Annotated in this window: 7 protein-coding genes; 3 read left to right on the top strand and 4 right to left on the bottom strand. The window is 44.0% G+C overall.

Annotated features, from left to right (window positions below):
- Positions 1-1,275, top strand: a 1,275-nt coding sequence (locus tag QUA16_RS27630; protein ID WP_445252196.1) for a metal ABC transporter substrate-binding protein, incomplete at its 5' end; no start/stop codon positions are given.
- Positions 1,276-1,724: 449 nt separating this feature from the next.
- Here QUA16_RS27630 and QUA16_RS27635 read toward each other — a convergent pair.
- Genes QUA16_RS27635 through QUA16_RS27645 form a run of 3 tightly spaced genes read right to left on the bottom strand, consistent with a single transcriptional unit; the run spans position 1,725 to position 8,701 of the window.
- The gene (locus QUA16_RS27635; RefSeq protein ID WP_333107439.1) at positions 1,725-5,390 is read right to left on the bottom strand and encodes a helicase-related protein; all 3,666 of its coding nucleotides are present in this window, start codon (positions 5,388-5,390) and stop codon (positions 1,725-1,727) included.
- The gene (locus QUA16_RS27640; protein WP_333107440.1) at positions 5,380-8,418 is read right to left on the bottom strand and encodes a hypothetical protein; all 3,039 of its coding nucleotides are present in this window, start codon (positions 8,416-8,418) and stop codon (positions 5,380-5,382) included. The genes QUA16_RS27635 and QUA16_RS27640 overlap by 11 nt, the downstream gene beginning before the upstream one ends.
- Positions 8,419-8,431: 13 nt before the next feature.
- On the bottom strand, positions 8,432-8,701 hold the full coding sequence (locus tag QUA16_RS27645) for a YciI family protein (protein ID WP_333107441.1): 270 nt from the start codon (positions 8,699-8,701) through the stop codon (positions 8,432-8,434).
- Positions 8,702-8,861: 160 nt separating this feature from the next.
- On the opposite strand from QUA16_RS27645, the gene QUA16_RS27650 reads away from it, so the two are divergent.
- A complete protein-coding gene (locus tag QUA16_RS27650; protein WP_333107442.1) occupies positions 8,862-9,434 on the top strand; it encodes a Uma2 family endonuclease in 573 nt (190 codons plus the stop codon).
- A 261-nt stretch (positions 9,435-9,695) separates the two neighbouring features.
- Here the strand turns inward: QUA16_RS27650 and pheT are convergent, their stop codons facing one another.
- A complete protein-coding gene (pheT, locus tag QUA16_RS27655; RefSeq protein WP_333107443.1) occupies positions 9,696-12,182 on the bottom strand; it encodes a phenylalanine--tRNA ligase subunit beta in 2,487 nt (828 codons plus the stop codon).
- A 533-nt stretch (positions 12,183-12,715) separates the two neighbouring features.
- On the opposite strand from pheT, the gene QUA16_RS27660 reads away from it, so the two are divergent.
- The gene (locus tag QUA16_RS27660) at positions 12,716-14,347 is read left to right on the top strand and encodes a serine/threonine-protein kinase (protein WP_333107444.1); all 1,632 of its coding nucleotides are present in this window, start codon (positions 12,716-12,718) and stop codon (positions 14,345-14,347) included.
- Positions 14,348-14,598: the final 251 nt, after the last annotated feature.

Here is a 14,598-nt window from a genome sequence, read left to right on the forward strand (position 1 = left end):
AAGAACGGGCAAGATGCCCGTTCCACAAAGAATCAGTTTTCCTGTGGAACAGGCATCTTGCCTGTTCCTAAGCAAGTTATTGAGAATGGTGTCCGATGTGACTTAAAACTGATATCTTCCACCCTTCTCAAGAACGGGCAAGATGCCCGTTCCACAAAGAATCAGTTTTCCTGTGGAACAGGCATCTTGCCTGTTCCTAAGCAAGTAATTGAGAAAGGTGTCAGATGTGAATTAAAACCGACGGCAATTGTGAAGCAACTTGATAAAGGGGAGTTTAGCGGTGAGTCGGGGATTGAAACCGCCGCCCCTGGAAGGGACAAGTCCAAGGCATTTTGGATTAGAACTATTGCTTGCGGCATTTTGACTGTGGGTTTATTTAGTTGTGCTTCAACCCAGGGCGATCGCCTCTCTCCAGAGGCAGATGCTAAACCCAAGGTAGTTGCTACCAGCACAATTATTGAGGATTTGACCGATCGAGTAGCGGGTGGCGAAGTTCAGCTAACAGGAATTTTGCAGCCGGGAACCGATCCCCACGTTTACGAACCCGTACCAAAAGATTCTCAAGCTTTAGAAAAAGCTAACTTAATTTTGTATAACGGTTACAATTTGGAACCGGGATTAATTAGGATGATGAATGCCGCCGGAATTAAGGCGCGGAAATTAGCAGTGGGGGAAGTTGTCAAGCCTTTGCTACTGAATAAAGAAGGCAATACCGTACCCGATCCGCACGTTTGGGGAAATGTGGAAAATGTAATTCAAATGGTGGAAGCGATTCGGGATGCGCTAATCGAACTGTCGCCGGAAGATCGGGAGAAGTTTACGCAGAATGCTGTGAAACTTACTGCAGAGTTAAAACGTTTGGATAGTTGGATCGAACAAGAGATTAAAACTATTCCCGAAAATAAGCGCGAATTAGTAACAACCCACGATGCTTTTCAATATTACAGCCGCGCCTACGGATTGGGAAGTGCTGGCAGTTTGATCGGGATTAGTACGGAGGAACAGCCAAGCGCTCAAACGGTGCAAAAGTTAGTAGAATCGGTGAAAGCTGCGGGAGTGCCTGCTATTTTTGCGGAGACTACTATTAACCCGCAACTGATTAGAACAGTGGCGGAGGAAGCGGGGGTGAAATTGGCGGCGCAGCAACTTTATTCGGATTCGATTGGGGCGGCCGGAAGCGAGGGCGATTCTTATGTGAAAATGATGTCGGCTAATACTCGCGCCATCGTCGAAGCTTTGGGGGGGAAATACACGCCGTTTGAAGTTAGCAAGTAGCAAGTATAGCCTTTCTCGGTAACATGAGGTACCCGACGTGCATAGGGCATAGGGCATAGGGTATAGGGCATAGGGCATAGGGCATAGGGCATAGGGCATAGGGCATAGGGCATAGGGCATAGGGCATACCTCACTTTCTAGAGAACTGCTAAGCTGTTGTGCATTTAAATTGTATATTTCGAGTCCCGATCAAAAATCGCCCAATCCTCTCCCCCGATCCCCATCGGACCTTCTCCCTCTCTAATACCATAGGCAATCTAGATGCAACACAGCTTATATGGTGCGTCAGAAGAGTTTTATTTTATGTGCGGATAGGGTGACAGCTAACTGATAGCCGTTTCCCACAAGAATGCAACTGTAGGTAATATCTAAACCCCAATAGTCATCCTTGATTCCCAATCTAAAATCTAAAATCTAAAATCTAAAATCGTCTGACGCACCTACAAGTTTCAGTTTACCTGTTTCGACAAAATTAAATTAAGCACGTTCAATTCGTTGGAACTTAAAAGATATTTCTCTGTAAAAATCTTTTCTCTACTTTGCTCTAAACTGTAGCTTCTGAACACGATAAATGGAAAGTCTTGATACTTGTGCCCGATCGGCATTACACTATCTGCAGGGTAGATCGATCGCACATAAGCAGACAAAATATCCCGAAACCGCCTATCTTCCGGTTCTTCCAGCCTGCTGTCAGCAAAATACTCCTGCATCTCCTCCCCGCTAACGAAGGCAAACAGCGGTATGGCATAATAGCGATCGAACTGCTGACTCTGCTCTTCAAAATACTGAGTTTTCTCGACTTCGCTGTTGAGAAATTGCAAAAGCTCGATCGCACCTCCTCTTATAGCTGATCGTACATTCTCCGGGTACGACTCGCTATCCCTGATTCGATACATTTTTTGCAGCAACTGATTATCTACACACTTCTGAATTTGTTCGCGTAGCCGCATCTGGTATTTTTCCAGCAAATTTTGCTTAGGTAGAGGCACTACCAACAAACTACCGCAAACATGACCAATCTCTAGATTATCATAACTCAGCAAACCATCCAGCGGATTACACTTCTCCAAAAACTTACGATTAAAATCGTCCCGCATTTCCAGATAGTAATCGCCCTTTTGACGAGACTTATCAGAATTTTTCAAAAGAAACTCCCCGCGACCCAAAAGCTGTTCCAGGCTCGTATAAACCTCCTTAAACAACATATTTCCTCGCTGGCTCTCGCTCTTTAATGTCTTAATTAGAGAAGCCATTTTGCTGCTAAAAGTATCTCCTACTGCGGAAACCGACTTACCGCCGATGGGAATCATCAAAAACTTTTCCCTACCCAAATATCCATATCCCACAATCCGCGTCATCACCGCAGTCTTCAGAATTAGCAGTAAATTCAACAAACTCAACTTGCTTTCTTGTAAAGAAAGTTCCGCATCATCAGCGTAATAAACTGCTGTATCAGACAGATAAAAAACCAATTCTTTGTCTTCACCATCAAGGGTTTTACCGTTATCATATTCTCCGCGTCCCCGATAAATCACCTGTATCACTTCCATCAGATTTTTCTCAATTTGGAAGCGGGGAATATCCACTAAAATATGCTTAGTTTTCGGGAAAGATAAGCCGCGACTTCCCGATGCAGTCATAAAAATTACTTTAGCTGTATTTTTGCACTTTTGTATTTGCTCCTTCTCCTCTTCCGAGATATTCGCGTGGACTTCCAGATAATCGGTATAGCGATTAAATTCTCGCTCATTTTGGATTTTATCAATCAACTCCGCCAATCTTCGCTTATCCTGAATGTAGACGATAATTTGTTCAACTCCCGGTATTGCTAACCGCTGATTGATATCCTCAATTATTTGAGACTGTACCCGTTTTACCAAATCATAAGTTAGTTTTAAAGAAATATCTTCAGTGAATTTAACAGCTTCTACAAACACCTTGTAAGTTATCTCTAAACTGCTAGCGGGATAGGAATTCGTATTGATAAGTTTAGCAGCTAATCGTTTAAATTCAAAAGGAATAACTTGTAAAGGCGGGATTTCCTCTGAAGTTTTTGGGAGCTTTTTGAAATAGATTTTATCCGGTTCCGGCGAGGTATCATCGAGGTGTTGTTTAATCACATCCGGGTCAACAATCGAAGCATCGGCTACAATAATTTTAGTATTAAAACCGTGTTTTGGGTTGTGCAAGTCATATTTGTTAAGCAGCCTACCAATTCCATGCAAAAACTCAACGCCGCCGTCGTCTCCAGTAATTTCATCGATCATAATGAAAATGTGTTTGATGCGGCTGGAGATTTCTTGCATTTTAGGAGAAATGACTGCTTTTTCCCCCTTGTTGTAAGCATCTTGAAATATTTTCTCTAAATGCTGGAGAGTATTTTTTCCGGTTTCTGTCACCTTTAAAGACTGAATGGAAACGGTAGCCACGATATTGTTCGATGTTTTACGATTGATGAGCGAATATATTCCCTCACAAACGCTATTTAGCACTCCATGCTTTTTGCCTATCCTAGGTTTGATTACTGTTTCTCCCTTCCTTTCAAGTTGCGGCTGGTGATATTCCTTCCGCTGCATTTCGGCCCTGTTGTTGATGAAGTGGACACTTTTTTGTTGAAAATTTTCGTGATGATTATTTGCGACGTAGTTGACGGTACATTGTCCAAAATTGCTGTCTATAGTATCGGAACTTGAGTTAATGCAAAATAAGCGATTGTCGCACAGCAAACCAGTCTTTTTGTCTCGAAATTTATCGATGATATCTAAGTTGACTTGCTTGCGGGGACTGACGTAAAAGAACAAGAAACCGTCGTTTATATGGGTTTTGAGGAAATCTGCGATCGCAGTTGTTTTCCCAATTCCCGGATTCCCCGTCAAAAAGATATAAGTTTCATCAGATTGCAGTGCTTTGACAATCAATTGAGCGTGAGCATTTCTCAGATGTAATCCACGATCGATTTGCAAATCATCGGCCAGTTTATCTGATATAATATCTATGGAATTAACAAAATTATCGAGCCGCTCTGTATTACGTACAGGTGTAGAACTTTTGCCAATCGTCAACAAATCGCTGACAAACTTTTTGCCATTTTGAAAACTGCGAGCTGCGTTGAGTTGAATCGTATCTAAAACATCGCCGCGAGCATCGTTAATCTCTTTATTTTTCGCTTCCTGCTGGTAGATTTTGGCACAATTCGCCAAGATGTCAATTTTATCACTGCGGAGGGAAATTGCGCTAATTGTGCGATCGCTATAACCGACAACATTCAACAACACCTCAGCACCATCAGGAATCATACCAGTCGTTTGCAGAAAACCGTAGAAGCTGTGAGCGTAGCTACCAGCCTGAATCAACTTAGCGCTTTCCTTATCCTTATACTTAAAAGCCGTAAAATAGCGGTTTAAACCCTCCGAAAAGTCAATACCTAAAGTGCTAGTATCGATTCGCAGATTAGAAAAAACACTTTTCGATCGCAAATAGCTAATTTCTCTGAGCAAAGACTTCCGCATCACCTCTATTTCGTTGAGATTATCGACTTTTTCCGAAGTCAACGGAGGAGTAAACACAGACAAATCAACGCACAGAATTCTAAAATCCTTACCATTTTGCAACAAAATCAGGGTATCAGCTTGCAAAAACTCGCCTTTTTTCTTGTAGCGGCGGATGTAGGAGTTAATCTCATCGTCTGAGAAATTGGGTTGCGCTGTTTCAAACTGAGATAATACCTTCTTAAACGCTTTAAAAACTTCTGTCTCATCGTCATTATGGGTTCTAATACTGTTAGCACAACTCAAACTGCACTGAAAATACGAGATTTGCGATAACCTTAAAGTCCAGCCCGTAGATGTGAGGTACTCCCGGAAGAAATTCAACCCACCAATAAAGCCTTTTTGGACAAAAAATAGACTCCACTTCTCAACAATTTTAGCATCCAAACTACCGAGGAGATTAGCTTCCCTAGTTATTTCCGCCATCATCTTTGGCAATTCTAGTTTCTGCAAATCGAGACGGTAGGAATCTCCGAAATTGTGAGCTATATTTTCACGCTGAATATACGCCAGAATCCCAATATTAAATCCCACCTCAAACAGCCGTCCAAAATCTTCACCAATCATTATTAATACCTCCCTCATCCACATTCAAGACTTCTCTTACCTTATTCAAAAATGCCAGGGAATTAAAATCCGCACTACCGCCAGCATGACTAAATACAGACAAAGCACCCACCGATTCATCGCCAATAATTCGCTCGTAGGGGTCAAGTTTTAAACTAATATTGTGACGAGCTTCATACCGAGAAAAGTGGAATATTGTTAGATAATGTAGCAAAGTATTTTTGATTACACCATCATAAATCAAACCTTCACGAATATCTTGATCGTCTAGGATACCTTGATAGATATTCAACAGAGTCGAGTAGGAAATGACACCGTTATAAAAGTTTTTTTCCTCCCTGACTCTAATTCCGTTAAACAAGTTGAAAAACATCACAGCTTGCTGACTGGTATCTGCAAACAAGCTTTCAAGCTCCATTGCATCCTGAATGTAAAAGGATTTTCCCCTATCGCCTAGGAAACTGCGGACATAGTATTTATCAAAGAATATCGGATAAATTTTGATATCCCGCCTCTCTCCCTTCAAAGTTCGGAGCAATTTTTTTGACATGAAAGACAATTCCTCATCTTCCTCAGTCTGAGTAATATGCAGCGTACTCATGTAAGGTGCTTGCGAAATATATGCGAAATTCCGATATCCTTGCTGATAAAGCTGACTCATTGCATCTTCAAGGATTAACGGCTCAGAATAAAGACGGCTGACACTGTAATTCTCGGAAAGTGTTTTCAGCATTTCGACTTGAATTGTACTGTCATCTAGACGATTGATTCCGACAATTTCTCCGATTAAGCAGGCTTGTCTTTGGAAGCGGTTTTGATTGCTTCTTTTCGCATCACTATCCCGGCTGGAAACGACAATAATTGCCAATTTATCCAACTCAGGGGCTAGCTGTACATTATCATCGAATCGAAACTTTTTAGGAAGGATTGAATACAAGGAACTCAAACCGTTACGAATGGTGTAACCATTGGGCGTTTTTCTAATCCGAAATCCTTGAGAAGTTGAGCGTTGTTTTTCACTTAAAATATGAGACAATGTTTTAGAAAGGTTAGCCATAAACACTTCTGACGCCGAAGGGTGATTGTGGTCGCCTTCGTGGAGCCTCACCATCGGAATAAACAAGTTGTCCGCAGCACTTTCGAGCAATATCCTCAGACAGATATAGGACAGCAGCAACATGGTAAACTTATACACAAAAATTGCTGCAGGTTGTAAACCTTTACCGCCGCAGTCTAGTCGTCTATCGTCATAGGGAAACACAACTAATTTTGTCTGAAAATGTTTTTCGTAGATTTCTCTAGAGCGAGGGGCTTTAGGTGCAGAAAGTACAGGCAAAACATCGACACCTTTGATATTGTATTCCATGCTAAAATTTTGGCGTTCATCAGTTGGGAAATACCGGACATCTTCGATGCTGATATTGACGGGTAGCTGACAAATAGATTTTTCATCGACACTAGGTTCTTTGACGGTAATATAATGAAGCGTTTGCTTGTAATTTCGCTCCATAATGTCATTAAAAAATTTACCATTCGTCAAAATATTGTCAATATCTTCTACCAGACCTATTTTGAGGTTTACGTGTCGCGTTTCTGTGCGGGTTGGTAAAATTGTTTGACGCTCCAGAAAGCCTTTTAGCATTCTTCTCAGATGCGTAATTTTGTGTTTTATGTTAAACTGATTAAGCCCTTTAATAAAGTTGCGAAAAAGCTCTTTTTTTTGCTCATCGTTAGAACTTTGCAAAACGGGCAAGACTCTTTGTTCAAATAGGGCTCTAGGCTGATGATTTAGTTCAGAATCCGGGTCGTAATTTTGTGCTAGTGGGTCATTGCGGGAAGCCAGCACAAAATAGTAGAGCAATGCTATTTTTAAGAGTTTGCGGACGAAGGTTTCGGGATTAGAATCCTCATCAAATTCTGCTTGATGTTCTTCACTGTCGGGATTTAGCAGGTTCAGATAATACTCAAATACATCTTTTCCACCGCGCGCTTGAACTGAGTTATCAAATTTGATTTTGAGGCCAAAGATAAACTTACGCTCGTTACGATAATTGTCCGTACTTTCTCCCAAGTAACCTGATACAATAGGAATAATTGGCAGTGTATCTAAAAATTCCGAACGGGCAAATATCTCGCGATAATTAACTCGAACACCAGCATAATTAACTTCGTACTCGCCATCGGATTTAGTTGGGTCGTTGATGTATTCTTCTATCAATCTGATGCGGCGAATTAAGTCTTCTAAATAGATGATGCCTACAGTATCTGTGCTGCTTGCGCGGATGTGTTCGAGCAGATACTCTAAGTAAGTAATCTTAGCTTCTTTTTGAATTTTGCCGAGAGTTTCTTTGTCTACCAGTCGGATTAATTTGTGAAAATCCGAGTCAGTATTTTTAACCATCTCATCAAGACGCTGGTTAAGGTCTTCTTTCTCACTGCTAGTCTCGGCATTTTCATTGATATAGTTTTGCAAACCCTGCTTGAGCTCTTGTTCAAAAATATCTGTATTTCGGACGGTAACGGTCAATTTATGCAATTTTAAAGCTGCATGGCTTCCAGTACCTCGGCTTTCCAAAGTTAGCCTTTCTTTGTCTAAAGAAGGGTGGCGGGTGTCAAAATCGTATTTAAAGCCTAACTCTTGGCCGCTTCCCCGAAAAGAGGGTGAGTCTAATGGACTAATCAAACTAGCGACAAACCTTTCAATAGAAGTATTTTGTGGCAGTTTAAATTCTAATTGCTGCCGCAAACACTGTTGAATCTGTCTAACTTGACTGCCAAAACGCTCCTCAATTTCCGGCGGTAAGTTAACAGTAGCAGAATGTGCTTGACGTTCCCCAGAACCCAGGGGTTGCCGCACTCGCTTGTTGGCAACATCCGCAGCAATGGTGTCAATATCAATTAGCAAGCGGCTGTTGTCTTCAGATACGCTAAACGGGTTTTTAGATTGCAAAACTTCTAAAATCTGGTCCAGCAAATCGCCATAGTCCACTGGAACTAAATCGCTGTCATCCAATCTTAAGATGTTCACCCTGTTAACCTCTTCAAAAAGCTTGAATCCACTCTTTCACATCGTACTCAGTCCAAACCCCATTTACCCAATAAGGATCGGCTTCCACCAATTGTCGCACGGCCGCCTCATCTTCGGCTTCGTAAATAGCAAAAACTTTTGTTAAATCTTTTGTGGGCCCGATCGTACTTAACACACCCGATTCCTTCTGCTTAGCCAATCCGGCTAAATGAGCGTCTCGAAACGGCTCGCGTTTTTCGAGAACGTCTTCGCAGTAACTTCCCCACATCACATATTTAGTCACGGTTTTGAGCCTTAGATAAATTTGTTTAAAAGTTATTGTACAATAAGAGTAACAGGATTTAACGAAAATTTTAAGAAGAAGATTAATGAACCGCAGAGAGCGCAGAGGGCGCAGAGGAAGAGGGGAAAGAGAGATGAGTGTTAGATAGGAGAAGATGGCTATGACTTTATTAGACATTCGTTTGTTGACGGTTGAAGAATATCACCGAATGGCGGAAGTTGGGATTTTTGACGCAGATGAACGAGTCGAATTACTGGGAGGACAGATAGTAAAGATGGCTGCAAAAGGAACAGCCCACAGTGCAGCGGTGACACGCACAGAGAAGTTACTGGAAAACCGTTTGGGAGAGCGAGTTTTGGTGCGGCTGCAAGATCCTGTTCGGTTAAATGATTTCTCGGAACCTGAACCCGATCTTGCTGTGGTCGTACCCGATCCGCTTTACTATGAAGACCACCATCCAACTCCGTCTGAAATTTATCTGATTATTGAAGTTGCTGATAGAACCCTGAGAACAGATTTGGGGATAAAAGCGACAATTTATGCTCAATCTGGAATTGCTGATTATTGGGTTTTGGATGTTAATAATCGGCAACTTCACGTATTTCGAGAACCGAGTCAGGATGGCTATCAGAGTATAGTAGTTCTTGAGGATGATGCGAGGATTTCTCCTTTGCAATTTCCTGATTTTTATTTTATGGTTGGGGAGATGTTGCGGCCGTTGGTGTCAATTTAATTAACGTTAAAAATTGAGTCCGGCAGGGGTTTCAACCCCCGCCTCAAAGCTGAAGCCCTCTTGCATAGGACTGAAGAGTTCATTAGTAGCAATTATGCAGTTTATACGGTTTTATTGCAAGAATTTGAGATTCTTCGCTTTGCTCAAAATGGCAAATTTACCTTGTAATCCGTAAATCTTATTAGTCCTCTTGAGAGGACTTTAGCTTTGAGCCAGGGAATTCATTCCCTGGCGGTTTCCATTGGTGAGTAGCGGCCTATTTTAGCTTCTCAAACTAACGCCGAACTTCTCAACTAAAACATCGCGAACTTTTTGTTGTGCTGGTTCGACATCAGTTTCGCTCAAAGTTCGATCGCCCGCGCGGTAAATTAACCGAAAAGCCAAACTCCGCTGTCCCGCCGGCACGTTGTCGCCCCGATATTCGTCGAACAGTTCCACTGAATCCAGCAAACTACCGGCCGCCTTTTTCATCGCACTCTGCATCTCAACAACCGGAACTTCAATCGGTGCGAAAAACGCAATGTCTCGGTCTGAAGCGGGGAAACTCGAATAACCCGCGAACTTGCGAGTTAAGTTGCTCGATCGCCCTAATTCACCCAACAGCAGCGCTAAATCTAATTGAAACACGTAAACCTGCTCAGGCAAATCCTTTTCTTGCTGCAATTGCGGGTGCAACTGTCCGAAAATTCCTAAATGTTTCCCGTTTAACGATAACGCAGCGGTGCGGCCAGGATGCAGCCTTGTGGGGCGGGCATCTTGCCCGCCACTAATAGGATAAACATCCTGTTTACCATCATCTTGTCGATATTCCACCGACAAACCCAACTCTTGAAATGCGCTTTCCAAAATACCTTTTGCCTCAAACCAAGTCAAAGGTCGATCGCGCCCGGACTGCTGCCATTTCCACACAGTCGGATCGCCCCCGATAATCCCCGCAACTGCATCGGCTTCCTTCATTGCATCCCCATCTTTCCAGAAAATGTGGCCGACTTCAAAACCGTTTAGTGCGCCATTTCCCTGTTCCAAATTGTACTGGAAAGCATCAATCAAACCCGACAGCATTTCTGTCCGCAAAGCTGAATACTCCACAAACAGCGGATTCGCCAGCACTACTTGATTGTCTCCCTCTGTTTTCACCAAAGAATAGTGCATCAACTCCGTCAAACCGGCCGCCCGAAAAGCCGATCGCACATTCCGAATTGCCGCGTATTCTGGTGACAGATAACCGGGTTCCGTTTTGCTGGGCAGAGTATCGCAGAAATTGTCATAACCGTGGAGTCTGGCAACTTCTTCAATTAAGTCAATTTCCCTTTCTAAATCTCGGTAGCGGTAAGGAGGAACAGTTATCGCAAACACCCGTTCTTTTTCTGTTGGAACAACTTCGCATCCCAAAGCTGTGAGAATGTTTTTCACCTCTTCCGGTTCCAGATATTTAGAACCGCCGGTTTGTCCTCTTTTCAACTGCCCCAAAACCAGATTTACTCGGTCTAAACGCAATTCGAGCGATCGCGAAAAACTCAAATCCTCGCCCGAACTCGCCGTTTTCTGCACCGTCGCAGTGCCTCCAGCCAACTCCAAAATTAGGGCAACAGCGCGGTTGCAAGCCGTCGCCAATGCCGCCTGATTCACCCCCCGTTCGTAGCGGATCGAAGCCTCGCTCCGCAAGCCTTGAGCGCGCGCAGAACGGCGAATCGTTGCCTGGTCAAAAATCGCTGCTTCCAAGACTAAATTTTGCGTTCCTTCGTGAACTTCCGTGTCTTCGCCGCCCATTACCCCAGCTAAGGCAACAGGTTTGTCGCTAGCAGTAATTAACAGATTTTGAGCTTGCAAATTGCGGTTTTGTCCGTCCAAAGTCTTGAAGGATTCGCCTGTTTTGGCAAAGCGGACGCCGATGCTGATATCTTGAGTACCCGTGAAAGATTGCAGGCGATCGCGATCGAAAGCGTGCAGCGGTTGTCCCCATTCCAGCAAAATGTAATTAGTCACGTCAACTACATTATTAATTGGCCGCACTCCGGCCGCCTGCAACCGCTGCTGCAACCAAGCTGGAGAAGCAGCAATTTTCACACCTTCAATTGCCGTGCCGATGTAAATCGGGCATCCCTGCAGTTCCGATATTTCTACTGCCAAAGCAGGACTTTCTTTGCCCTCAATCGCAACACCATTCGCTTCTGGAATTCTCAAACTCGCCCCAGTCAGCGCCGCAACTTCTCGCGCTACACCCACCATGCTCAAAGCGTCTGCCCGGTTGGCAGTTGCTGTCAAGTCTAAAATCACATCATCTAAACCCAAAAGTGGGCGAATATCGCTGCCCAATTCTGGATTTTCTAACTCGAAAATGTGAATCCCGGCTGACTCTTTAGATAGTCCCAATTCTGCCAGAGAGCAAATCATTCCTTCGGAAGGAACGCCCCGCAATTTAGCAGGTTTAATCTTTAAATCAATAGTCGGGAGAAAAGTGCCGACAACAGCGACAGGCACGTAAATGTCTGCCCTAGCGTTGGGTGCGCCGCAAACAATATTCAAAGCTTCTGAAGAGCCGACATCCACTTGACAAACTCTCAATTTGTCTGCATTCGGATGCTGTTCGCAGGCGATGATTTTGCCCAAAACTACGCCGCTTGCCCACGGGCGCCGATCTTCGATTTCTTCAACTTCAAAGCCTGCCATTGTCAGGGTTTCGGCTAATTCTTCCGGCGATATCGCCACATCCACCAATTCCCGGAGCCAGTTTAGAGAAATACGCATAATTTAGTCAGTAGTTAGTTGTCAGCGAGCTGTAGTTATTAGTCATTAGTCTGCGCCGGCCGGCTTCGACTGTGCAGTCCCAGAATTTATTGTGGAAAGCGTCTTATAACATACTAATTCAATTTTGTCAAGACTGTTAGGGTACACATCAGCAAAAACGAGTTATCTCCCCAAAGGTCGATGGCTACTGGCGGATGAGTAGCATTCTCATTCAGAGAATGAGGTATGCTAGAAACATCTAACAACGCAAAAAGCACTTAAGTTTAGAAAGACTTTACACAAAAAAGCACAACTTTAGCAAGTCTTTAAACTATCTTCAAGGATAATCAACGGAAAAAACTCACAGCAGCGAGATAATCAAAATAGGGAAAAGATATCGGCCTAAAAGACTTAGGTGCAATTCCAATTCGCAATCGGACGCACGGCCCGCCGAAAACTGATAGATTAGTATGTCTACCAGAAGCAGGAACAGGCAATTTGTGCAGTCGAGCGACGCTGACAAGATCAGAACAACATAGGCAAACTCAATCAATATGAGCTACTGCGTAAATCCGGGCTGTCCCCATCCTCAAAACCCTTCTGACTCTATTCTCCAGTGTCAGACGTGCGGTGCGCGGTTATTGCTGCGCGCTCGCTACCGAGTTATTGAACCGTTAGGACAAGGAGGTTTTGGAGCTACATTTCTGGCAAAAGACATCTCATTGCCCGGTCAACCGAGTTGTGTAGTCAAGCAACTGCGACCCAGTAGTTCGTCGCCGCGAGTTTTAGAAATGGCGCGGGAATTATTCAAGCGAGAGGCAAAAACCCTGGGTCAACTGGGCGACCACCCGCAAGTACCGAGGCTGCTAGACTATTTTGAAACGGAACAGCAATTTTACTTAGTTCAAGAGTATGTTAAAGGCTCGACTTTGAAACAAGAAGTCAAGCACTCAGGCCGTTTCAACGAATCGGATGTTAAAAATTTTCTATTAGAAATTCTGCCAGTAGTGCAATATATCCACAGCCAAGGAGTAATTCACCGAGACATCAAACCCGCAAATATTATTCGCCGAGTTCAAGACGGCCACTTAGTTCTGATTGATTTCGGAGCGGTAAAAGACCAAGTTAGCCAAACAATATTATTAGACCCCGCCGACCAAAGCGCCAACACGAAATTTTCAGTCGGCACATTTAGTTTTGCTCCCCCGGAACAAATGGCGCTGCGGCCGATATTTGCCAGCGACATCTACGCGGTGGGGATGACTTGCTTGTACTTGCTGACAGGAAAATCGCCCAAGGATTTAGATTTTGATGGAGTAACCGGCGAAATTGTGTGGCATCCCCATGTTCAGGTAAGCCCAAATTTTGCGCGGATCCTCGAAAAAATGCTGAAGCCGATGGTTGGCCACCGCTTCCAATCGGCAGCAGATGTCCTCAGAGCTCTCTCTGGCGAATTTGAAGACCCAAGTCTTGTCGATGGCTTGGCAACTCAATTCAACGGCTCTTCTCGTGCAGTTGAAGAACCGACAATATTTAATGACGAGGGTTCTTCGTGGTCACGGCCTCAGAGCAAAATTAATCAAGATTTACGATCGAACCACACCCGCGCTGGTAGAAGTTCCTTCAGCCAATCCGGGAACACGGGGATGCAGCCGAGAGTTTCCCGAACTCTGGCTGAGTCAGGCAGAACTTTCGGAACGGTTGGACATTCTAGCGGCAATTTAGCAGCGTCAAAGGTCTCGAAAGTTGCTCCTAAATGGGACACCAACAGCTTGCGAGCGGCATATTTTAAAGGCAAGCGCGATTTTGCTGACTGCGAACTGTCTGGCTTGCAACTGCAAAAATTGCAGTTAGCGGGAAGTAATTTTTATCAGGCTAGGTTGGTGAAGGCAAATTTGCAAGCAGCGGATTTGTCGGGGGCGAATTTGGGCCACGCCCGGTTAATTCAGGCGAATTTGCGAGATGCTAATTTGACTGAGGCTTATTGCAGCACTGCCAATTTTGAAGGCGCGGATTTCCGAGGTGCTGACTTGACGGGGGCTTATTTGACTAAGGCGAATTTGCGGGGAGCAAATTTGTGCGGGGCGAATCTTACCAACGCTACAGTTTCTGAGGAACAACTGGCAATGGCAAAGACCAATTGGCTTACTGTTAAGCCGGATGGTAAGCGGACTTTTGGATTTTAATAAGTCAGTTGTCAGTTGTCAGTTGTCAGTTGTTGGTTGTCAGTTGTCAGTTGTCCGTTGTCCGTTGTCCGTTGTCCGTTGTCCGTTGTCCGTAGGCAGTTGTCAGTTGTCATAAGTTAACAGTCAACAGTTAACAGTCAACAGTCAACAGTCAACAGTCAACAGTCCACACTCCACAGTCAACAGTCAACAGTCAACAGTCAACAGTCAACAGTCAACAGTCAACAGTCAACAGTCAACAGTCAACAGTC

Source organism: Microcoleus sp. S13_C3 (assembly GCF_036700905.1).
Taxonomy (GTDB): domain Bacteria; phylum Cyanobacteriota; class Cyanobacteriia; order Cyanobacteriales; family Microcoleaceae; genus Microcoleus.